Below are 21,978 nucleotides of genomic sequence, written 5' to 3' on the forward strand. Positions count from 1 at the left end.
ACAAACCCCCGTTTTCCAGCAGGCTTCTAAAAATGGCACACTTGTTCGTTTGAAATCCACGACGGCAGACAGGCCAGAACTGGCTTCCGTAAACACCCACCCACCCCTGAGCAGCAAACCTCATACTCCCCCACTCACCCTTCTGGCCTACACCGAAAACCTGACTGACCTTGGGTTGGAAACCGGGAAAACCCGGAACAACACACGAACGTTGACAGGAGACAAACTCGCTGGCAACGTCGATTTATCCGGTGGCGGCAACGGGGGCTTCTTTTATTTGCCTCCCCCTCCACCCTGGGGAGGTGGAGGGGGTTGGCCAACGGGATTATTCGAAATCGACCTGGTTGTCCTGAAACCGGTCATCTCATGGCTGCTGTCCATAGGCAAGGATTCTGCCTCGCTTGAGGAACAGCCATCCCCGACACGTCTGAAAATAACACGCGTCAATGCCGATGGTTCTTCCAGTGAAGCCGTTATACCCGTTGGTTGGCTTGATTTCCTGAATAGTGAGCAACTGACCGATGTTCACTTCTGGAACACCCTCTTCCAGCGTGGTGACACCTCTTGCCCGGCCAGCGAAAACCTTCAGTGGCAGCTTAACTGTTTAAAGCTATTTCTTGAGCGTACAGCCTTGAAGACAGATCATGCAGGTGGTTTGAAGGCAGGTAATGGGGATGGTGAACCCTCTGGCAGGGTTCCAGACAAAGAATCAAAAGACGAAGATAACCATCATCAAAAGGAGCAGAGATTTGAACCCGAAGGCCAGGAGAGCCGATCATCGGGAGAAGGCAATGAAGACAGAGAAGGTGGAGATGACAGCAAAGACGACAATGGAGAGGAGAGTGAAAAAAAGGCTACGACTCAAGACCTTCAGGAACTTGCGAACCAGCTTATAGCCATCATTGAAAGCGACGCTCCCGATGCCGTTTTTAAGCTGGGGCAAATACTGGATGAGCTGGACATGCCTCAGCGTTTGCAGGTTCTGAAAACAGAAGGCACAAACAACAGGGGGACTCCTGTCACGCCTCTTGAGGCGATACTGGAACTGCCGCGTTCATTCAAAGAGGGTTCATTGCGTAACCGGTTTATTGAGCAGCTGATAGAATCTACAACCGATAAGACACGTACTTTGAATGATTTTAACATTCCGTCTGCCCTCCAAAAGATACCTCTGGCTGACCAGGCACTATCCGAAGCGGGCGACAACAACCTGAGCATTTTGTCCAAGATTGTTCAGGACATAATCCGAAGAGTCAATCAATCTGACACACAACCGCCTATGGGAGACTTTGAAAAGTCTTGTCTTACTGAGCACTTTGTTCAACTGTTCCTGCTCTACGAAAACCCATTTGGAACTATTTATGAACTGTTGGGGAAAATATCCGACGTAACCGTAATCCGTGATATTGTGTTCTGCGCTCATCCATTTACATATTCCAGTACTTTTCAGGAGATCTTCACACGATTTGAGCAGCACCCGTCTTACTTTAATTTTGTACGCTATTCAAATAGCCTGATGATGCTGTTGCGATCTTTCCCTTCAACAAAAGAACCTTCACAACGAGAGCCTTCACAACGAGAGCCTTCACTTCAAAAACTGTCACTACAAAAGCCTGTGATCAGCAACAATGATAATGCCTCCAACGGTACAATGGCCCATGGTTGCTCAGCATCAGATGAACGTCAATCCCTATGTAGCAGCGATCGCACCTCCAACGAAACAATAGTCAGTGGCGGTTTTGCATCTGATGAACGCCTATCAGGATGTAACAGCAATAATACCTCCAGCGAAACAATGGCCAGCCATGGAAACACATTCACCCATACCATCCGGCCATTTAACAGTGCCTCTGGCTCTGGTACCAGTTCTCTTAAAACGTCCACTGATAAGTACTTACTGCAGGGAGCAAAGCCAAAGCAGCCTGCCCGTACTGATCGGTCAAATGACTCTTCCCGAATGCGATCATATTCATTTCGTTCCTATGGTGATTATCAAAGCAACCTGACACAGGACCAATTTGGCAGGGAAGTTCCGGGAATAGATCCAAATTTCTTAAGAAAACATTCGAACGACCATTCCCTTTTAGCTGACCAACCTCATCCCCAAAACGCTTCCCCTGCACGGAGGAGTGGTACCCCGCGATTGCCTGCAGCCACCCCATTGATAAATCCGGGAAATACATTTAATGCGGACGGTAGCCCCGAAATTCATGAACCTCAAAATTTAGATCGTAGTCTGGAAAAGTTAAAACATGTTGTAATTCAGTTCCAAAGGGATAGAAGAGATTTTGAACGGTATAGAAACATTCGGGAAAAGGAAGAGCAAAAAAGACAGCAGATTAATGAGTTAACTGCACAGATTCAGTGGTTAACAACACAAAATCAATGGTTAACATCACAGAATCAATGGTTAATAACAGATAATCAGCAATTAAACTTAGATAAGCAAAATTTAGACAAAGAGAATCAAAATTTAAATGCAGCGAATCAAAATTTAAATGCAGAGAATCGAAATTTAAATGCAGAGAATCAAAATTTAAATGCAGAGAATCAACACTTAAATGCGGAGAATCAAGAGTTAACTATAAAGAATCAGGAATTAGATAGAGATAATCAGGGTTTACGGGGCTGCGTGGAGTGTTACGAAACTGACATCGGACGCTTGGAGGCAGAACTTCAAATAACGAGGGATGAGCTTATACAACATCGTTTGCACGACAGGGCTCATCAAGCATACCATCAGATGGCAGAACGCAGGCCGGAGAGATGCAATTGCGCAATGCACCGTGCTACACGGGCAACGACCATCCAAAATGAGGCGACAAGCCCGTTGAATGAGCAGGCAAGCTCGTCTAGCGGCCACTTGGAACTAACATCAGCAAGCAATATCACCTCCGGAGAATACCTGCCGACGGCAGCAGCCAGACCGGTTATGCCGGGCAACGGCGGCTCTTTGGCTCCTCAGCCGTTGAACACCTTCAATGAGCAGCTCACCCCGTCCAATGAGCGGTCAGTCTTGTCGAATGAGGAGTTGCAGCAGTTACCGGAGCAAGAATCCCGAAGGCCAGTGTGCGAACATTTCCAAAGATTCTGCTATGTGGGTTTTGATTGCTGTCCGGGGTATTTCCCTTGCCATAGATGTCACAACGACAGGGGTTCATGTAAAGCTGAACTCAAGGCTGTTCATGCAATACGGTTTATGTGTTCTATATGTGGATATGAGGGAGAAATTACGGAAGACTCCCAAACATGCCCGAACTGCGAAGAGCAAATGTCGGAATATTACTGTGCAAAATGCAAACACTTCACCTCAAAATATAACGACCCGTTCCACTGCCATAAATGCGGTATTTGCCGGATGAAGGCAAGTGAATCCTTTCACTGTGATGTTTGCGGTGTCTGCATGCATAAAATGCTAAAGGGCAATCACAAATGCCGACCAGGCTCAGCGCACGACCGTTGCGGCATCTGCCTTGAAGATGCCTTCAGCGGCTGCCAGATATTACCCTGCTCTCACAAAATTCATAAGCATTGCGCCATTGCAATGCTTCGAAACGGGATAAGAACCTGCCCTGTTTGCAGAGGCCCTGTATTTACTGAATAACTTAAAACAATGATCAACCGTCTGACCGGATTGAATACCAGTATTGGGCCGTTGAAGAGGTTGATGATGCCGAAGGATTTGTAACATAGGACGAGTAATCCAAATAGCAATTCAGGAATTCTTGGCTATTCTTTGTTCCTACCGAGAATAAAAAGATTAGCCAATGATGCTCCCTTATTTTTCCAGAGCAGAAAACCGACACAGATTGTCCTGGCGTTTTCTATCAGACAAGGAGGGCGAAGTGGGTTTCATTGGCACAAGTTGTTTAGTGAGATTTTGATGCAGTTTTACCGCTTTTCCATAGCATTTGTTCTTTGCCTGCTAGCTATCGTGGTTATGCCTTTATGTCATTCCTCAACCCTCATTGACTGGCATCATTCCGATGGTCACAAGCTCCGGGTTGAAATCAATAATGGCACAGATCCCCAAAGTGTGAGTCAGTGGCAACTGAGTTTGTTACTTCCGGAAAGTTTCGATGACCAGAACAGCATGCTTTGCTTCAAGACACCTGTGGTGTCAGCAGACTCGGGCAGTATCGCAATAATGATAACAAACAACCCGGGCGACTACTGCTATCAACTGGTGATATTGAACAGGAAACAAACGACCGTTTTCCAGCAGACCTCTAAAAATGGCACACTTGTTCGCTTGAAATCCACGACGGCAGACAGGCCAGAACTGGCTTATGTAAGCCCCCATCAACTCCTGAACAGCAAAAACCATACTACCCCACTGACCCTTCTGACCTATCCCGACAATATGACAGAGAGTGGTCTGGAATCCGGGCAAACCCGGAATAACACAGTGGCATTGGCAGGAGACAAGCTGGCTGGCAACGCCGATTTCCCCGGAGGCGGCAACGGGGGCTTCTTCTATTCGTTTCCCCCTCCACCCTGGGGAGGCAGAGGTGGCTGGCCATCAGGATTATTCGAAATCGATCTGCTTGTCCTGAAGCCCGTCATTACATGGCTGATGTTCGCAGGCAAGGATTCTATCTCGTTTGAGGCACAGCCATCCCCGGCGCGTTTGAAGATTACACGCGTTAATGCCGATGGCTCTTCCAGTGAAGCCGTTATATCTGTTAGTTGGCTTGATTTCCTGAGTATTGAGCAACTGACCGATGTTCATTTCTGGAACACCCTCTTCCAGCGTGCCTCCAGCTCTTGTCCGCTCAGCGAGAACCTTCAGTGGCAGCTTGGCTGTTTAAAACTATTTCTTGAGCGCACAGCGTTGAAGACACATCATGCTGGTGGCTTAAAAGCGGGTAATGGAGATGGTGAACCCTCTGACAGGCTGCCAGACAGAGAATCAAAGGACGAAAATAACGATCATCAAAAAGAGCAAAAATTTGAACCTGAAGATCAGGAAAGCAGATCACCGGGAGAAAGCGATAAAGACACGGGTGGTGGAGATAAGAGAAAAGACGACAATGGAGAGGAGAGCGAAAAGAATGCTCCGACTCAAGACCTTCAGGAACTTGCGAACCAACTTATAGCGATCATTGAAAGCGACCATCCCGATGCCGCTTTGTTGCTGAGACAAATAATGGATGAGCTAGACATGCCTCATCGATTGCAGCTTCTGGAAACGACAGGCACCAACAACAGAGGTCATTCTGTCACGCCTCTTGAGGCGGCACTGGAACTGCAGCGTTCTTTCAAAGAAAATTCATCGCGCAACTGTTTTATCAAACAGCTGATAGAAGCCACAAGCAATAAAACACGGACCTTGAATGACTTTGACATTCCGACTGCCCATCAACAGATACTTCCAGCTGGGCTGGCAATGCCCGAACCTGGCAATAACAACCTGAGGATTTTGTATAAGATTGTTGAGGACATAATCCATAAGGTCAATCAATCCGGGACACAGCCACCCATAGGAGACTTTGAGAAGTCTTGCTTCACTGAATACTTTGTTCAACTGTTCCTGCTCTATGCAAACCCATTTGGACCTGTTATTGAAGTGTTAGGGAAAATATCTGACCTGGCCATATGCCGTGATATTATGACTCGTTCACAATCATTTACATTTCCCGGCACTTTTCTGGAGATCATAAAACAATTTGTGCAGCACCCGTCTTCCGATGCATTAGTACACTTTTCAAATAGTCTGGTCATCCAGCTGCGACCTTTCTCTTCATCAAAAGAACCTTTACTTCAAAAATCTTCGCTGCAAGAGCTTGCAATCAGCAACAGTGGTCATACCTCCAACAAAACAATGGCCAGCCATGGAAATGCATACACCGATTCCATCCAGCCATTAAATGGCCACGACATTGCTTCTGACTCTTCCGACAGTCTTAAACCATCCAATGACAAATACTTACAGCAGGGAGCAAAACCAAAGCAGCGAGTCCTTGCTGATCGGTCAAATGATTCTTCTCAAAAGCGATTATCTTCATTACCTCCGTATGTTGATTATCAAACCAAACGGGCACAAGACCGACCTGACCGGGAAGCGCGGGGGGTAAATCCAAACTTCTTAAATAGACATTCGACCAATCGTTCCCTTTTAGTTGAGCAACCTTATTCCCAAACAGCTATACCTGCACAGACGAGGGATTTTCGGGAACGAACTACCCCTCCGTTGATGACTTCGGGAAATACATTTAATACAGGCGACTACCCCGAAGACCATGAGCTTCAAAATTTAGAGCGTAGTTTGGAAAAGTTAGAACATGCTGTAAATCAGTACCGCATGGATGGAATAGCATTTGAACCGGATAAAATCGCCCGGGAAAGAGAAGACAAAAAAAGGCAGCAAATTAAAGAGCTAACTGCACAGGTTCAATCGTTAATAACAGAGAATCAAAAATTAACTATAGAGAAGCAACATTTAAGTGCAGAGAATCAAGAGTTAACTATAAAGAATCAGGAGTTAGAGAGAGATAATAACGGGTTACGGGGCTGCGTGGAGTGTTTCGAATCTGACAGCAGACGCTTGGAGGCAGAACTTCAAATAACGAAGGATAAGCTTATACAACAACGTTCAATGTACGATGAGACCGATCAAGCATACCATCAGATGACAGCAACCAGTAATCCATTGATGCCTGGTAATAACACAGTACGTCGTGCTTCCCAGCAGCAGACGATCATCCAAAATGAGGCGGCAAGCCCGTTGAATGATCAGCCGAACACCGACAATCTGCAGGTCAACCCATCCGATGAGCAGTCACTCTGGTCGAATGAGGAGTTACAGCAAACGCAGCAAGAATCCCGAAAGCCGGTGTGCAAACATTACCAAAGGTTCTGCTACGTGGGTTTTGCCTGCTGCCCGGGGTATTTCCCCTGCCAAAGGTGTCATAACGAAGACGAGGATTCATGTGAAATTGAAGTCAGGGCTGTTCATGCAATGCGGCTTAAGTGTTCTCTATGTGGATATGAGGGAGAAATTACAGAAAACTCCCAGATATGCCCGGGATGTGATGAGCAAATGTGCACATATTACTGCGCAAAATGCAAACACTTCACCAGTATGGAAAAAAAACCGTTCCACTGCGATAAATGCGGTGTTTGTAGAATACACGCGGATAAATCCTTTCACTGTGATGTTTGCGGTGTCTGCCTGGACAAAAGGCTGGATGGCAATCACAAATGCCGCCTAAACTCAGGCCATGATGAGTGCTGCATCTGCCTGGAAGATGCCTTCAGCGGCTGCCAGATATTGCCCTGTTCCCACAAAGTTCATAGAGAATGCGCCATTGCGATGTATCATAACGGAATAACAACGTGCCCTGTCTGCAGACAACCTTTCAGCACTCAGCAAGCTGCAAACAATGATTAACCGTCTGACCAGACTGAATAAACGGCGCTGGCGTCTGCTTCAGATGAGACGACTTACGACACGGCTGGTGACGTCACTGAGATAACCAATGAACAGGCTACCCATGGAGGCACGGAAATGATTTTCATCCCGGCTACCCAGGGCGAGAATGCCGACGTTGTCCGGAAAGTTCAACGGTGCCAGGGCTAATGAACCGATTTCCCCGTGGTGCTCCGGAAACAGGAATTCCAGCTCACGGGTTCTCATTCGACCACAAATGACTTTCTGGCCGGAAGATTGTCTATCACTGAAGCCCGAAAGCAGATCCCCCAGAATCTCATCCGCGGTCCCGGGATCTTCTTCCCGAATGGTAAGATTGGCTGGTTGGCGGGTAAACAGAATCAGGGAATGAAAGTCGATTTCAAAATCCTGCTCCAGACCGTCCTTGAGTGTTTCGGTCGCCTGCTCAAGATCCTGACTTTCCAGAAGACCGAGCACCAGTTTGCGAGTTTGTTCAAAAAGACGGTCGTTATCCCGGGCAACATCCACCAGTTTGCCAAGCCTGCGTCGCAACTCAAGATTGTGCTCCCGTAACAGTTGTAACTGACGTTCAACCAGTGAAATCGCTACCCCTCTTTCATGGGGGATTTTGAGATCCAGCAGCAGTTCATCCTGATTCATAAAAAAGTCAGGATGGCTTTTCAGGTACCGAATTACCTGATCCGCCGTTATAGAAGTGGCCTGGTTTGCTACGCCAGCGTTCCTCTTGCTCAGGGCTGTATCACTGGTTGACGAGTCTGTCATATCCGTGTTTGTCCTTCAAATACCCGGGTAGCACTCCCGGTCATCATAACCGAGCAACCTTTTCCCGGCCAACGAATCTGAAGAGTGCCGCCCGGAAGATTAACCCGAACCTCTTCATTGAGTAACCCTTGCAAACGACCCGCTACTACCGCCGCACAGGCACCGGAACCACAGGCCAGGGTTTCACCCACACCCCGCTCATAAACCCGGAGATTGATCTCTCCGGCATCCAGTACCTGCATAAAACCGGCATTACAACGTCTGGGAAAACGACTATGACCTTCAAGCCTGGGGCCCATAGATTCAACCGGTGCCCGATTAATATCGTCCACTTGCCACACGGCATGAGGATTGCCCATGGAAACCGCCCCGACTGTCAGACTCTCTCCGTCTACATCCAGGTCATAGGTGGTTTGTGTGGACGACGCCTTGAACGGAATCTGCTGAGGCTCCAGCCCGGGAACGCCCATGTCCACCGTCACATCACCATTGTCCTCGATGGTGAGTTCCATATTACCACCGGAGGTTTGCACTCTGATGGTGTCGCGCCCGATCAGTTTCTTGTCCCTGACAAAACGGGCAAAACAACGGGCACCATTACCACACTGCTCCACCTCACTGCCATCGGCATTGAAAATCCGATAACGGAAATCCATATCCGGATCAGTGGGCGGCTCAACCATGAGCAACTGATCAAAGCCAATGCCAAAATTCCGGTCGGACAGGCTGCGAATTTTTTCCGGGGTAATGCGAATAGACTGGGTGACCCTGTCAACAACCATAAAGTCATTGCCCAAACCATGCATTTTTGTAAAGTGCAACAACATAGCGCAGTAGTTATCCCTCTGGTAGCAGTATTTCGTCAGCCCACTGGGCAGCCAGTTTTTCCCGGCGACGAACCAGATATACCTGATCACCATCGACCATTATTTCAGCAGGGCGACAGCGGGAATTATAATTGGAACTCATTCCAAAGCCATAGGCACCGGCAGAGCGGACCGCCAGTAAATCGCCTTCAGCCACTCTCAGCTTTCTGTCTTTACCCAGAAAATCTCCGGTCTCACAGATTGGACCGACCACATCGCACAGGAGTTCCTCTCTCTCGTTGTTACTGACAACCGGCTCAATACCATGCCAGGCGCTATAGATAGAGGGGCGCAGCAGATCATTCATGGCCGCATCTACCACGGTGAAGGCCTTGTGGTCAGATTGTTTGATCAGCTCAATCCCGGTGACCAACATTCCGGCCTGTGCGGCAATCGATCGTCCGGGCTCAACCACAATTTTCAGATGCTTGTGGTGCTCATTGGCGGCCAGATGCTCTCTCACCTGACTCAGGTATTCTGAAGGTGTGGGTGGCTGCTCGTGCTCTTCATAGGAAATACCCAAGCCACCGCCAATATCCAGATGTTTGAGGATAATATCCATCTCACGAAGCTGGTCAACCAGCAGCAATAGACGGTCCAGAGCATCAATAAACGGTTCTTTGGTCGTCAGCTGAGAGCCGATATGACAATCCACGCCTACCACTTCAATATTCGGCAGCTCAGCCGCCCGCTGGTAGACGGCAGGCGCAGCCTTGATATCAATACCGAATTTGTTGTCTTTCAGACCCGTAGAAATATAAGGGTGGGTTCGGGCATCAACATCCGGATTCACCCGGACAGAAACAGCGGCCACTTTGCCCATGGCCTTGGCTTCTTGCTGGATTCTTTCCAGCTCTGTTTCTGACTCAATATTAAAGCAGTGAATCCCCAGCTCCAGAGCCCTTCTGATTTCGTGACGCTGTTTGCCGACACCGGAGAACACCACTTTGGAGGCTTCACCACCGGCGGCCATGACCCGCTCCAGTTCACCGACAGACACGATGTCAAAACCTGCCCCCAGTTTTGCCAGAACATTCAGAACCGCCAGATTGCTATTCGCTTTAACGGCATAACAAATCAGGTGAGGCCAACCCTCCAGCGCCTGTTTATAGGCTTTAAAACCTTCTTCAAACCCTTTGCGGGAATAAATGTAGGCTGGGGTACCAAACTGTTCGGCAATTCGAGTCACGGGAACCTGTTCAGCGTAAAGCTCACCGTCACGACTGGGAAACCAATCCATCAGACTGTCTTACTCTCTATCATGAAATTTCTGGGGAGCATTATTCTACTTTTATGGGCTTAAGGCATCTATGCGCTTGGGGCATCTCTGCGCTTCGGTCGTCTGTCTCTCCCCGGAGACTGATTACTCTGACCCGCTATGTGTCAACTGCTGGGTGTCACCATCCTTTGGAAGATACAAATCTCCCTTCTGACCGCACCCGGCAAGCAGAAGAGTGGTGAACATGAGGGCAATGAGGGCTCTCATGAAAGGCTCCTTGTACTTTTTACCATGAGCCGATTCGCTCAGGGCTGTGTGGATAGTCACTCACCACAGAACAGCCATTCTTTGAAATGGCTGTTTCAGCAATGATCAACCGCTGAGTATAATCTGCATCAAACTGCGGCGATAGCCCTAACTGACGGATACACTGATGAACGAAAGTGAGTACCATGACCTCCTGGACGACCTGATGGTCGCCCTTGAAGACGCCATAGAAGAGGCAGAGCTGGATATTGATTATGAAACCGCCGCAGGCATTCTCACTCTGACCTGTGAAGATAACTCCAAAGTCATTCTGAGTCGGCAGACACCCGTGCTGCAATTATGGCTGGCCGCAAAAGGTGGCGGCTTTCACTTTGATTACGATGAAGACAAAGGGCAGTGGCTTGCTGACAGCAACGGTGAAGAGTTTATGCAGGTATTGAATCGCTGTCTGAGTGAGCAGTATGGGGAGGCGGTAGAGCTTTCTGTCTGAATTTTGGGGAAGCTTTAGCTTCCTGATTCAGGTTTTCTGAAAAACAAAAAGGCGAAACCCGGATAGGGCTTCGCCATTTTTGACAGAGTCTGAGGAAGCAGATTACGCCTCCTCATATACTGCTTAGTGTCAAGCTGACTGCTTCTGTGGATTAGAAGTAGTACAGAGCCTGTACAGCGTAGGTGTCGTCCAGATCTTTCTCGCCATTAACAGCAACTTTCTCGCCACGGGTGTATTCGAAAGCGAACTGCATTGGGCCAGTTTCATAGATGGCGCCCACCATGTAGTCAGAGAACTGAGCGTCAGTCTTGTCACCAGTGTAGGTGTCGTCAGCCGTCAGCTGGTTGAAACCAGACTGCAGGTAGAAACCTTCAACAACCTGAGGCAGGGCCAGCTTACCGTACAGTTCGATACCGGTAGATTCTTTGTCCAGAGTGCCTTTAACTACAGCCGTCTTGTTTTCGAACTGACCGTAGGTAGCTGCCAGGTAGAGAGCTTCGTTTTCGTACTTGGCACCAACGGTAGCAGAGGTAGACTTGTCAGAACCACTGTAATCTGGTGTGTTAGTTGGAAGAGTCGGAGGAACATTATCTACTACGTTAGCGTACTTGGTTTCGTTGTAGGTAGCACCCAGAGACAGACCCATCGGCAGGTCGTAGCTCAGAGCAACACCATAGCTTGAGTCACGAGTTCCGGATTCACCAGTCAGAGTCTTACCACCGGTACCTTTCAACTGGTACTGGATACCAACATTCAGACCACCAAAGCTGTTGCGGTACTGGATTACATCGTCAGCACGAGCAGTACCGTCGGTGTCACCATTGTCGTGTGTAGCATCAGCATCAGTTGCCAGACCAGTACGACCGCTATAGACACCCATAGCAGCACCACCACCGATGGCGAACTGGTCAGTCCAGCCAGATACGTCAGAGGTTACGGACCATGCTTTACCCGCAGTGAAGGCACCGTAGGTGTCGTGGCTCAGGCCAACGTTACCCAGACGGTTGAAGAACTGGTCGTCCTGATCACCGTCAACAGCGTAGAAGCCCCACTCAGCAACAGCGGAACCGGTCCAGCCGCTGGAAAACTTGTGAGCGTACTTGAAGTTGATACGCGGGCTGGCATCTTTCATCTCAGCATCGGAACCATTGCTCTTCATGGTTTTAGCGCCGATCTTACCGCCGATGCTCAGGCTGTTAACGTCATCGTTATAAACTTCCAGGGCCATTGCCTGACCGGCAACAAGGGAAGCTACTAAAGTGGCAAGCAGTTTCTTCTGCATGGTCACTAGACTCCTAACTCAATGTGTTGTGTTGTTGGATCTTTTTTCTGCTTTTTATATGTGATCACGAATTATTAAAAGTGATTCTATGACCGAGCAGTTATATGCGGATTCTTATAAGTTCTGGGACGATCATCACATCACTAAAACTCATACCCCCATTCAATATTCAATATTGCTCGATATTTATACCTATACAGCTGCGGTCAAATACTCTCGCAAACGACAACAAAATAGATGCAGCTACCTATTGAACTCCCTGCAACCTCCCTTTGACGAAATTATTGAACGCAACTCATTGCGTAAATTTTTTATGAACCTGGTAAAAATTGGTAAAAGAGATACCCAATTCTGTGGCATCAAGAACCCTTAAAGGACACAAATAAACGACAAATCTTATGTTTTTAGCAAAATGAGGGACTATTAGTTTTTCCAGATAATGGATCGAAAAGAATATTACGTAGATCAGTATTCAAACCACGAAAGGCCACAGGGCGGGATAAGCAGATAGGTTGTTATTGCTTCAGAAGCAGCAGATCAATAGGAAGAACTCTTTAGAAAGAGAGTATTTATTCTGATCAGAGCAGGCTGTCTCCAGCTCACTCTGATTCGGCATTAAAAAGTCCGATTCAGCCCCATATCCCAGAAGCCAATTTCCAGGCGGGTAGCTTCCCTGAAAGTACGACAGAGAGAGTCCATTCGCCCATCAGAAAACCGACTGTCGGCCAGCTTTTCAATCGCTTCAACCTGTCTGACAGCCCCCTGCACAAACTCCTCTCCCCCATAGGTCTGAATCCATTTCCAGTAGGGGTTACCTTCTCTTTTCGTCGCCGGATCATTGATCAGTCTCAGACCAATCTCTGCATAGCCCACCGCACAGGGCGAGAGGGCTGTCTGGAGATCCAGAATATCGCCTGCCATTCCTCGCTCAAGCACATAGCGGGTATAGGCCATATTAGCCCTGGCTTCTGGCTGACTGACCACATCCTGCTCAGTCATTCCCCACTCAGCGCAATACTCCAGATGAAGATTCATCTCTGAAAGAATCCCGGCCACGGAGTCAGAAGCCGCTTTCATATCCTCAAGATTGTCGGCCTTGTAGACCGCCAGGGCATAAGCTCTGGCAAAGTGAATCAGAAACAGATAGTCCTGCTGCAAATAGTGCTTGAAACTCTCCAGAGGCAGGGTCCCGTCAGCAATGCCCTGAACAAACTCGTGATGACAATAACGGTGCCAATCATCAGCACAGGCTGTTTTCATTTGGCAGTAAAGCGTATCGGGATGATCCAACCGAGAGGTCATGATTAAGTCCACAAAAGGTATTGAGAAAAGGCGAAATCATAACCTGAATGTTCAAGTAGAGCACCAAGCCGTTATACTTCACCTTTTGGCACGAACAGGTTAGATCCATGCTGACTCAAACCATGATCGACAAACTCAACGATCAGATCAATCTGGAGTTTTACTCCTCCAACCTTTATCTGCAAATGGCTTCCTGGTGCGAAGCCCAGGGGCTTGATGGCTGCAACGAGTTTCTGCGCCGCCATGCCCGGGAAGAGATGGAGCATATGCAAAAGCTCTTTGACTACGTGAATGAGACAGGCGCTATGGCTATCATCGGTGCAATCAATGCACCACCCCACCAGTATGAATCGGTAAGAGATATCTTCCAGCGAACCTACGAGCACGAGTGCGAAGTGACCCGTTGTATCAACGAGCTGGCACACACCGCTTTTACTGAAAAGGACTATAGTACCTTCAACTTTCTGCAGTGGTATGTATCCGAGCAGCACGAGGAAGAGAAACTGTTCAAAGGCATTCTGGATAAAATCGATATGATTGGCTTTGAAGGCAAGGGCCTTTACTACATCGACAATGAAGTGTTGAAACTGGTAGCTGCCATGCCTCCTGTTACGGCCGCCTGACAGTCTACACCCCTGTCAGGGAAGGCAGGGTTACTACTGGCATACAGGACACAAAGGTGATTGCTTTGCCCATTCATCAAGGCATGCCTGGCAATAAAAATGTTTTGCACAGGCTGCAAGTGCAGGGTTTTTCAAGGGTTCTAAACAGATAAGGCATAATCCTGTAAAGATCTGCCCTGCCAAGTAGTCGGCAGCTTCTATAAACAATTTGTGCTCTGTTCTTTTAGCAATGAGTCTGGAAATGGCCAGCAATGAGCTTTCATCACTCTTAAAATATACGCTTACGTCACATGCAATATTATATAAAAAACTTAACATCAAGCCCATTGAAAAAATAGCAATACGTTTAGCATTATGAGCATTGCCGGATTTAGATCTATAGAAATTTATTAAAGCAACAGTTGCTATTTCAGATACTCGTAATCGCAGCCTGTATTCATCATAATATAACGACAGATAGGCCAATAAATCGAACAGGCCAGTGTAAAAAAACTGTACGTAATCTTCATATGACGTAGCATGGTCGGAACTTACATATTCATCATAATATAACGAGAAAGCGGTTAATAAATTCGACAGGCCACTGGAAAAACTCTGTTCGTAATCTTCACAGGAAGCAGTATGGTTGGAACTTATACACTCATCATAAGTATTAACTTGAGATCCGTAAGAAGCAGCACAAAATATTAGTAAGATAAATATCACTAATTTGCGTAGATGAGGCATATTCATTATTCATATCAAAAAAATCAGCACGATGCAGCTGCGGGCGCTCTCTGAATTATCAGTCCATCAGACTGATCGTTTTTATCGCTCTGCACAGCATGACCCGACCGGGCGATGCTTTACGCGAAATTAAAATACCTCCTGCCACAGCAGCCTTGCCATCCCAGACAAGGGACGGCAAAGCTTCGAGAAATCAGGCCATAAACAGAACCCGATCAACCAGCTTATCGATCCCTTCAGCAGCTTCGCTGATGCGTCTGGCAATCATATAGGCTGGAGTGGTCACCAGTTTGCGCTGCTCATCCACCACAATATCATCCACAGCACACTCTACATGTCTGACACCCGTCTGCTCCAGTGCCGCAGCCGTTTCAGCATCATTGCCAATGGTGGCCAGAACGCCCTCACCGTATATACGACCGGCAATAGCAGGGGCAATACACATCAGCCCAACAGGTTTACCGGCTTCTGCGAAAGACCTGGCTGCCGTGCTGACGTCACTCTGAACCTTGAGTTCGCTGCCACTGAAAGCAAAATCCGATAAATTTTTTGCTGCCCCAAAACCGCCGGGCAAAATCAGGGCATCAAAGTCTTCAGCCCCGAGTTCTCCCAGGGGCCTGATCTCACCCCGCGCAATCCTGGCTGCTTCCACCAGTACATTTCGTCCCTCGTCCATTTCATCGCCCGTTACATGATTAATGACGTGGTGCTGAGCAACATCGGGTGCAAAGCACTGGTAGCTGGCTCCACGGCGATCAAGACTGAGCAGGGTTAGAACGGCTTCCTGGATTTCGCTGCCGTCAAACACACCTGACCCGGAAAGAATAACCGCTACTTTCTTACTCATAGATAGTCCCCATTTATTACCGTCACGACAGAGAGGCAGACTAAAGATTGCTGCTTTTAGATGACCAACTGACTCTGAAAATCATCAGCCAAAAGCGAAAAAAACATTCCAATAATATAGTGGGCTGAAAGAGAAGGTGAAATTATTTTCAAAATTAACCGATAGACTGAAACAGATAACGTCGACGACGCCGTTCTAGTCGAGCTAGACTGAAGCAAAAATGCTTGAATGGAGTCCCTGTCCTATTGAAAAAGCTTCTGGCTCTGAGACTTTTGACATTGTCCATAATGATGTTTACCACAGGCCTGATTACCGGTTGGTGGTGGCATGAAATGCTCGATAATAAGAGTGAAAAGGCTTCGTTTGAAGTTCTGAACTACCGAAATTGGCTACCTCTTGGGGATTCCAGCAATACGCTGGAACCGCTCGACATACCTCAGGAAATCATTGATTTTGAGCAGGCTCTGGAAGACCTCAGATACGATGACGCTCTGATTATTTTTCAACGGCAGGAGCGACTGAATTCAGACCTCAGCGAACGGCTGGTGACAGTCCTGATGCAAAAAACAGATGAATGGTCTGAGCACAGGGAATACAGCATTGCTGCACTGGAACGTTTTACCCAACACTATTATCAGAACCCGGCTCTGCTGCATAAGCTGTCAGAACTCTACACTGCTCAGTATGAGCTGGAGAAAGCCATTGAGGTGCTGATCAACGCTCAATCATTCACCAGCGATCCTGATAAGCTGAGGAATATGGCCACCAGAATCCACGAACTCAGCCGGCTTGTTTATGATAACAGGCAGACAAACCAACAACTCCATGAAACCCTGCCCCTCTTCCAGAAACTGGCAACAATGGAACCTGAGCGCGCTTTTTACCGGTTTGCACTGGCTCAAGGTTACTTGTCCACAGACGATTCTGACCATGCCATTCGCGAGCTGGAGTTGTTGCAGACCGACGAAGAGTTTGGTCGACAGGCTTCCCGGCAACTGTCTGACCTGTTACCCCCTGTTCAGGAAGAACCCGAGGAGATGCCTGCCTCAGCCATTCCTCTTATTGCCGAAGGCAATCACTACATTGTGGCCGCTCTGACTCAGAATAAAAGCCAGTCGCGACTGCTGATTGATACCGGAGCCAGTTTGACAACTTTGCCCGATGCTTTATTGAAAGAGCTTAAACGTAAGAAAATGGCCTACCGGGTGGGTCATACCGAGTTGAAAACAGCCAGTGGGATTGCCTTTGCCCCTATCTATCGGGTGAAAGAGTTACATCTCGGTCAATACGTTATCAAAGACTTGGAAGTGGCGGGATTAGACTTGGGCTATGCCTTTGCAGAAGGACTGCTGGGCATGAATGTTCTGGGCCAGTTCCATTTCCAGATCGATCAGGACCGCAACCATCTGATTCTGACACCCCGCTGACACCAGAGTGTTACCCTTACCTGTTACGCATTAGTACTTATTTTCTGCCAAGGTAACAAAATTTCGTAACCTTTTCGTCACCCTAACGCCACCGGAAAGTTTAATTATCATTAAAATTCAATAAGTTAAGCAAACTGGCACAGCATATGCGTAACACTGACAAAACAATAATAATAAGCTCACATAATAAAAATAATAAGCGCGGCCTACATAATAATAACAAGAGCATAGGTAAGTTGATTATTTTGCAGTATGCCCTCCGGGTTTTCCATGGAAAAGGTAGCCAGCAAAATTATCCGTTTACATCTCAGGCGACACAATAAAGATAATAATTATCCGCCAGCAGAGGGGGAGGTTTGACCTCCCCCTTTTTTTCTTTTCTATCGAACAACTGTACGGTGTGCCGAGATGAATTCCTTGGGACTATAAACCAGTGTCAACCCTACCCACTGGGATGCTATGATGTACGCCAGACCGGAGCAGTCCATCTGATCCACCGCGACGATATTACTGACTAACCAACAAAGATTTCATGCAAAACTCATCATGACAGGCATCATTATTATAGTGTTAGTGGTGCTGGGCATCTCGCTTGCTGCTTATTACTTCTGGCTTAGGTCATCCTCAGAAAAAGACCCGGCACCCTCTGAATCGCAGCTTCCTGATCCCGACTCTACCCGGGAGCCTGATGACTTCTACTATAGAGACCAGACTCGCACTCCTCGTGAAAATCACCCTATTTCACGGCGGGAAATCAGTGAGAATGCCCTGAAAGTCCTTCACCGGCTGAACACTAATGGCTACGAAGCTTACCTGGTAGGCGGCTGCATCCGTGACCTTTACCTGGGTCTTCACCCTAAAGATTTCGACGTTGCCACCAATGCAACGCCTGAACAGGTTCGCAGACTTTTCCGTAACTCCCGGATCATCGGTCGCAGATTCAAGCTGGTGCACATTCTGTTTGGTCGCGAAATGATTGAGGTGGCCACTTTCAGAGCCAGTCATGATGAAGCCCGCAATGACAACCACAGCAGGGACAAGTCCGATCACTCCGATTCCGGACGGATTCTGAGAGACAACGTTTACGGCTCTATAAAAGACGACGCTATTCGTCGAGACTTTACCGTCAACGCACTCTATTATGACGTCCGTGACTACTCCGTCATAGATTATTGCGGTGGTGTTCAGGACCTTGAAAATAACACTTTAAAGTTGATTGGCGATCCGGTTAAACGATACCACGAAGATCCGGTTCGAATGATGCGAGCCCTGCGCTTTGTGGCCAAGCTGGATTTTGATATGGATCCCGCAACAGCAGACCCCATCTATGACCTTGGTCATCTGTTGAGTGACATTCCATCGGCCAGACTGTTTGACGAAGTGCTAAAACTACTGCAGTCGGGCAAAGGAGTAAGAACTTTCCACCTCATGCGTGAGTTTAGTCTGCTTCAGTACCTGTTCCCGGCAACACATCACAGTCTTGAAGCTCAGGATGAATTAGCTGAAGCACTGATTATCAGGGCACTGGAAAGTACCGATTCACGGATTACCCGAGGCAAGCCTGTCACCCCCGCCTTCTTGTTTGCTGCCTTCCTCTGGGCTCCGCTGCAGAGACTGGCCGGGGATCTCCGCGATCAGGGCGTGCCTCCCACACCCGCCCTGCAACAGGCAGCCATGGTCGTGCTGGATAATCAGTGTGCTCATACTGCGATTCCTAAACGTTTCACCATGGTAGTTCGGGATATATGGGAAATGCAGTACCGACTGGAACGCCGTCAGCCCAAGGCCATTGAAACCTTGATGGAACACCCTAAATTCAGGGCTGCCTATGATTTTCTGGTACTCAGGGAAGCCGCCGGTGAAGAACTGAACGATGCAGGGCAGTGGTGGACTGATATCCAGGACTCTTCGGATCAGGATAGAAGCAGCATGATTCACGACCTTCGCTCCCATCCCGATGGCAAAGGCGGTCAGAAACGAAGAAGACGCCGCCCACGCAAGCGTCCACCGGTCCTGAACACACCAAAATGAACCACTGTAGCTGAACAATTATGACCACCGCCTATATAGCCCTGGGCAGCAATCTGGAAAATCCCGGCCTGCAATTGCAAAGAGCTGTGGACGACATTGATTCATTGCCCGAAGTTGAAGTATCAGGCTGTTCAAAGCTCTACATCAGTGATCCGGTCGGCCCTAAAGGGCAGCCTGACTATTGCAACGCTGCCGTCCGGATTGAAACCAGACTCGCACCGCTGGCATTACTGGACATCATGCAAGCCATTGAAAATGACCACGGCAGGGTCAGAACCGTGCGCTGGGGGCCCAGAACGCTTGACCTCGATATAATCCTTTACGGTGATAACATCATTGAGTCCGAACGTCTGACTGTGCCCCACTATCAGATGCATGTGAGGAACTTTGTACTCTGTCCAATACTGGATATAGACCCTGAACTCACCCTTCCTGATGGCCGCAAAGCAGCCACACTGCTAGCGGAAGTCGGAACTGATGGTATTGAAGTAATGGCAACTCACTACCCCTGGTTTTGACTTCTCCCCGGACGTAAAGAGGGTGTCGCAAAAGTAGCGAGGCGCAGCACTTTTGCGACAGCCTCAAAGGCGGGAATCATTCAGCTTGGGTTGATAAGCTTGCGGTTATACCTGCTGGCGAGTACCCACTCTTTTTTTTATATCAAGATTCGTTACGAAATTGTCTCCTACAGAGGAGCGGTTGTCAGATTAAGGACTGAGGTCATCATCCTGATCCACATCAGGAAACTTGCGTTTTTGATGTATTCTTTTGTGATTCGACATAGCTTGAGCATTCTTGGAGACCGTTCCGCATAGACGCCGCTGGCCGTCCTCCCCGATCATGGTTACGTCACAGTTACGTTGCCTGGTGTGGGGTTCCAATAGCTTTTGAAAAGCGAACTGACAACGGCAACCACTTTTACAGATATCCCTGAATAAGGGTTGGAGCATAGTGGAGTGTCTTTGGTGTCGACAATAAAAAGTTTTGTCAACGGTTCGGCCTGACAGACGACAGACAACGTCAGTAACAGCAACCGCAGTGCCGAAAAGAGTGAGTATTTAATAATCCTATCCCTGCATTCTGGCTTGTACAGAGCAAGGATAGATCAAGAAAACCTCGTGAAAGAGCGGTTGTCAGACTAAGGCCTGAGGTCATCGTCTTGATCATTAACAGGAGGCTTGCGTTTTCGATGCATTCTTTTGTGATTCGACAGGACTTTTGCATTCTTGCAGACCTTTCCGCATGACTGTTGCTGGCCTTCCTCCCCGACCACGGCCACGTCACAGGTTTTTTGTCCGGTGTGGTATCCAGTTTTGTGATTCGACAGGACTTTTGCATTCTTGCAGACTTTTCCGCATGGCCGTTGCTGGCCTTCCTCCCCGATCACTGTTACGTCACAGGTTTGTTGCCCCGTGTGGTATGAACTTTTGTGAGCCAACAGGCTGTTAGCATTCTTGAAGACCCTACCGCATGGCCGCCAACCACCCTCGCCGATCACGGTCACGTCGCAGGTTTGTTGCGCGGTGTGGTATCCGACTTTGTGATTCGACAGGGCTTTGGCATTCCTGCAGACCTTTCCGCACGGTTTCTGCTGGCCAGCCTTCCCCTCCACGATTAAATCACAGGTTTGTTGTCCGGTGTGGTCTCTTCTTTTGTGATCCTTAAAGGCTTGAGCATTCTTCCAGATCTTTCCGCACGGCTTTGGCTGGCCATCTTCCCCGATCACGGTCACGTCACAGGTTTTTTGTCCGGTGTGGTATCCGACTTTGTGACTCGACAGGGCGTTAGCATTGTTGCAGAGCTTTCCGCATGGCTGCGGCTCGCCGTCCTCACCGATCACGGTCACATCACAGGTTTTTTGTTCGGTATGGTATCCCCTCTTATGAGCTGACAGGGCGTGAGCATTCTTGCTGACCTTCCCGCAAGGCCTCGGCTGGCCATCCTCCCCGATCACAGTCACGTCACAGCTTTGTTGTTCAGTGTGGTATCCACTTTTGTGGTTCGACAGGGCATGTGTATCCTTGCAGACCTTCCCGCATGGCCGCGGCTGGCCATCCTTCCAGATCAAGGGCACGTCACAGGTTTGTTGCCTGGCGTGACAATTGCTTTTGTGACACGACAGTGGTTTTGCATTCTTGAAGGTCTTCCCGCATTGCAGCAGCTGACCATTCTCCCCGAATATTATCAAGCTGCAAATGGCCTGATCGGCAGGGTAGGTTGTATCGGATGAATCGGAAGACTGCCGGAATTGACAAACGCCATGACAGGGATGGACGAAACAATTTAAACCTAGCGTATGTGAGTGTCGTCCAGGGACTCCATTATCCCTGCCAGAATCAGAATACAGAAGGCTAGTGAAAAAGCCTGTAGGTTTAGGGAGTGCTTCCTGCCCGGATGATTCTGATGGCGGGTTGGGTTGTTGCTTGTTTCCAGAGCCGGGCATCATAGTGGTGATCACGAACAGTTGATCCTGACTCGACCCCCGGAGCTCCACAAAGTTAAACGACGCTGAATCGGGGTTCCAATAGCTTTTTAAAAGCGAACCGAAAACGGCAACCACTTTTACAGATATCCCTGAATAAGGGTTGGAGCATAGTGGAGTGTCTTTGGTGTCGACAATAAAGCGTTCTGGCAAAGGTTCGGCCTGACAGACGACAGACAACGTCAGTAACAGAAACCACGTTGCCGCAAAGAGTGAGTGCTTAATAATTCCATCCCTGCA

The 21,978-nt window shown here is 48.3% G+C and carries 18 protein-coding genes; 8 read left to right on the plus strand and 10 right to left on the minus strand.

The genetic code is table 11. The features are described from left to right. A partial coding sequence (locus KBW69_RS13210) for a CHY zinc finger protein (RefSeq protein WP_257281159.1) occupies nucleotides 1–3,604 on the plus strand: 3,604 nt, incomplete at its 5' end. 279 nt (nucleotides 3,605–3,883) lie between these two features. Beyond that, nucleotides 3,884–7,393, plus strand: coding sequence for a CHY zinc finger protein (locus tag KBW69_RS13215; RefSeq protein ID WP_257281160.1), 3,510 nt, complete (start codon nucleotides 3,884–3,886; stop codon nucleotides 7,391–7,393). Between the two features lie 39 nt (nucleotides 7,394–7,432). Here the strand turns inward: KBW69_RS13215 and KBW69_RS13220 are convergent, their stop codons facing one another. The 4 genes from KBW69_RS13220 to KBW69_RS23810 all read right to left on the minus strand — a co-directional run bounded on the left by KBW69_RS13220 (nucleotide 7,433) and on the right by KBW69_RS23810 (nucleotide 10,528). Then, nucleotides 7,433–8,176: a DUF484 family protein gene (locus KBW69_RS13220; RefSeq protein ID WP_257253956.1), complete on the minus strand. Its 744-nt coding sequence runs from the start codon at nucleotides 8,174–8,176 to the stop codon at nucleotides 7,433–7,435. Further along, nucleotides 8,173–9,003 carry a diaminopimelate epimerase gene (gene dapF, locus KBW69_RS13225; protein ID WP_257253954.1) on the minus strand — a complete coding sequence of 277 codons (831 nt, stop codon included), beginning with the start codon at nucleotides 9,001–9,003 and terminating at the stop codon, nucleotides 8,173–8,175. Before dapF ends, KBW69_RS13220 begins: the two co-directional genes overlap by 4 nt. 10 nt (nucleotides 9,004–9,013) lie before the next feature. Continuing rightward, complete coding sequence (lysA, locus tag KBW69_RS13230; RefSeq protein ID WP_257253951.1) at nucleotides 9,014–10,282, minus strand: diaminopimelate decarboxylase; 1,269 nt, start codon at nucleotides 10,280–10,282, stop codon at nucleotides 9,014–9,016. A gap of 123 nt (nucleotides 10,283–10,405) precedes the next feature. Continuing rightward, on the minus strand, nucleotides 10,406–10,528 hold the full coding sequence (locus KBW69_RS23810; RefSeq protein ID WP_306670875.1) for a lipoprotein: 123 nt from the start codon (nucleotides 10,526–10,528) through the stop codon (nucleotides 10,406–10,408). A 166-nt stretch (nucleotides 10,529–10,694) separates the two neighbouring features. Here KBW69_RS23810 and cyaY point away from each other — a divergent pair, with 166 nt between their 5' ends. After that, nucleotides 10,695–11,018 carry an iron donor protein CyaY gene (gene cyaY, locus KBW69_RS13235; RefSeq protein ID WP_257253949.1) on the plus strand — a complete coding sequence of 108 codons (324 nt, stop codon included), beginning with the start codon at nucleotides 10,695–10,697 and terminating at the stop codon, nucleotides 11,016–11,018. Between the two features lie 151 nt (nucleotides 11,019–11,169). Here the strand turns inward: cyaY and KBW69_RS13240 are convergent, their stop codons facing one another. Then, the gene (locus tag KBW69_RS13240; RefSeq protein ID WP_257281161.1) at nucleotides 11,170–12,300 is read right to left on the minus strand and encodes a porin; all 1,131 of its coding nucleotides are present in this window, start codon (nucleotides 12,298–12,300) and stop codon (nucleotides 11,170–11,172) included. An 88-nt stretch (nucleotides 12,301–12,388) separates the two neighbouring features. On the opposite strand from KBW69_RS13240, the gene KBW69_RS13245 reads away from it, so the two are divergent. Then, nucleotides 12,389–12,673: a hypothetical protein gene (locus KBW69_RS13245; protein WP_257281162.1), complete on the plus strand. Its 285-nt coding sequence runs from the start codon at nucleotides 12,389–12,391 to the stop codon at nucleotides 12,671–12,673. 242 nt (nucleotides 12,674–12,915) lie between these two features. Here KBW69_RS13245 and tenA read toward each other — a convergent pair whose 3' ends face one another. Then, nucleotides 12,916–13,602, minus strand: a complete 687-nt coding sequence (gene tenA / locus KBW69_RS13250) for a thiaminase II (protein WP_257281163.1) — start codon at nucleotides 13,600–13,602, stop codon at nucleotides 12,916–12,918. A 107-nt stretch (nucleotides 13,603–13,709) separates the two neighbouring features. Here tenA and ftnA point away from each other — a divergent pair, with 107 nt between their 5' ends. Continuing rightward, nucleotides 13,710–14,225 carry a non-heme ferritin gene (gene ftnA, locus KBW69_RS13255; RefSeq protein WP_257253943.1) on the plus strand — a complete coding sequence of 172 codons (516 nt, stop codon included), beginning with the start codon at nucleotides 13,710–13,712 and terminating at the stop codon, nucleotides 14,223–14,225. Between the two features lie 33 nt (nucleotides 14,226–14,258). Here ftnA and KBW69_RS13260 read toward each other — a convergent pair whose 3' ends face one another. After that, the gene (locus KBW69_RS13260; RefSeq protein WP_257253941.1) at nucleotides 14,259–14,951 is read right to left on the minus strand and encodes an RING finger domain-containing protein; all 693 of its coding nucleotides are present in this window, start codon (nucleotides 14,949–14,951) and stop codon (nucleotides 14,259–14,261) included. Nucleotides 14,952–15,144: 193 nt separating this feature from the next. Then, a complete protein-coding gene (gene elbB / locus KBW69_RS13265; protein WP_257253939.1) occupies nucleotides 15,145–15,798 on the minus strand; it encodes an isoprenoid biosynthesis glyoxalase ElbB in 654 nt (217 codons plus the stop codon). Nucleotides 15,799–16,043: 245 nt separating this feature from the next. Between elbB and KBW69_RS13270 the strand changes: the two genes are divergently transcribed. From KBW69_RS13270 to folK, 3 genes are all read left to right on the plus strand, one after another. After that, on the plus strand, nucleotides 16,044–17,225 hold the full coding sequence (locus KBW69_RS13270; protein WP_257281164.1) for a retropepsin-like aspartic protease: 1,182 nt from the start codon (nucleotides 16,044–16,046) through the stop codon (nucleotides 17,223–17,225). 546 nt (nucleotides 17,226–17,771) lie between these two features. Then, nucleotides 17,772–19,256, plus strand: coding sequence for a polynucleotide adenylyltransferase PcnB (gene pcnB / locus KBW69_RS13275; RefSeq protein ID WP_257281165.1), 1,485 nt, complete (start codon nucleotides 17,772–17,774; stop codon nucleotides 19,254–19,256). 20 nt (nucleotides 19,257–19,276) lie between these two features. Further along, entirely contained in the window at nucleotides 19,277–19,774 is a 498-nt protein-coding gene (gene folK, locus KBW69_RS13280; protein ID WP_257253935.1) for a 2-amino-4-hydroxy-6-hydroxymethyldihydropteridine diphosphokinase, read from the plus strand. Between the two features lie 189 nt (nucleotides 19,775–19,963). Here folK and KBW69_RS13285 read toward each other — a convergent pair whose 3' ends face one another. Together KBW69_RS13285 and KBW69_RS13290 are read right to left on the minus strand one after the other, a co-directional pair. Beyond that, complete coding sequence (locus tag KBW69_RS13285; protein WP_257281166.1) at nucleotides 19,964–20,206, minus strand: hypothetical protein; 243 nt, start codon at nucleotides 20,204–20,206, stop codon at nucleotides 19,964–19,966. A 188-nt stretch (nucleotides 20,207–20,394) separates the two neighbouring features. After that, complete coding sequence (locus tag KBW69_RS13290) at nucleotides 20,395–21,891, minus strand: hypothetical protein (RefSeq protein ID WP_257281167.1); 1,497 nt, start codon at nucleotides 21,889–21,891, stop codon at nucleotides 20,395–20,397. Between the last annotated feature and the right edge of the window lie 87 nt (nucleotides 21,892–21,978).

The sequence above is a fragment of the Endozoicomonas sp. ISHI1 genome (assembly GCF_024606225.1).
Taxonomy (GTDB): Bacteria; Pseudomonadota; Gammaproteobacteria; order Pseudomonadales; family Endozoicomonadaceae; genus Endozoicomonas_A.

Excerpts from the sequence above, each read along its gene's own strand:
- KBW69_RS13215 (WP_257281160.1), top strand. The coding sequence starts at position 3,884 with ATGCAGTTTTACCGCTTTTCCATAGCATTTGTTCTTTGCCTGCTAGCT.
- KBW69_RS13220 (WP_257253956.1), bottom strand. The coding sequence starts at position 8,176 with ATGACAGACTCGTCAACCAGTGATACAGCCCTGAGCAAGAGGAACGCT.
- dapF (WP_257253954.1), bottom strand. The coding sequence starts at position 9,003 with ATGTTGTTGCACTTTACAAAAATGCATGGTTTGGGCAATGACTTTATG.
- lysA (WP_257253951.1), bottom strand. The coding sequence starts at position 10,282 with ATGGATTGGTTTCCCAGTCGTGACGGTGAGCTTTACGCTGAACAGGTT.
- KBW69_RS23810 (WP_306670875.1), bottom strand. The coding sequence starts at position 10,528 with ATGAGAGCCCTCATTGCCCTCATGTTCACCACTCTTCTGCTTGCCGGG.
- cyaY (WP_257253949.1), top strand. The coding sequence starts at position 10,695 with ATGAACGAAAGTGAGTACCATGACCTCCTGGACGACCTGATGGTCGCC.
- KBW69_RS13240 (WP_257281161.1), bottom strand. The coding sequence starts at position 12,300 with ATGCAGAAGAAACTGCTTGCCACTTTAGTAGCTTCCCTTGTTGCCGGT.
- KBW69_RS13245 (WP_257281162.1), top strand. The coding sequence starts at position 12,389 with ATGACCGAGCAGTTATATGCGGATTCTTATAAGTTCTGGGACGATCAT.
- tenA (WP_257281163.1), bottom strand. The coding sequence starts at position 13,602 with ATGACCTCTCGGTTGGATCATCCCGATACGCTTTACTGCCAAATGAAA.
- ftnA (WP_257253943.1), top strand. The coding sequence starts at position 13,710 with ATGCTGACTCAAACCATGATCGACAAACTCAACGATCAGATCAATCTG.
- KBW69_RS13260 (WP_257253941.1), bottom strand. The coding sequence starts at position 14,951 with ATGCCTCATCTACGCAAATTAGTGATATTTATCTTACTAATATTTTGT.
- elbB (WP_257253939.1), bottom strand. The coding sequence starts at position 15,798 with ATGAGTAAGAAAGTAGCGGTTATTCTTTCCGGGTCAGGTGTGTTTGAC.
- pcnB (WP_257281165.1), top strand. The coding sequence starts at position 17,772 with ATGACAGGCATCATTATTATAGTGTTAGTGGTGCTGGGCATCTCGCTT.
- folK (WP_257253935.1), top strand. The coding sequence starts at position 19,277 with ATGACCACCGCCTATATAGCCCTGGGCAGCAATCTGGAAAATCCCGGC.
- KBW69_RS13285 (WP_257281166.1), bottom strand. The coding sequence starts at position 20,206 with ATGCTCCAACCCTTATTCAGGGATATCTGTAAAAGTGGTTGCCGTTGT.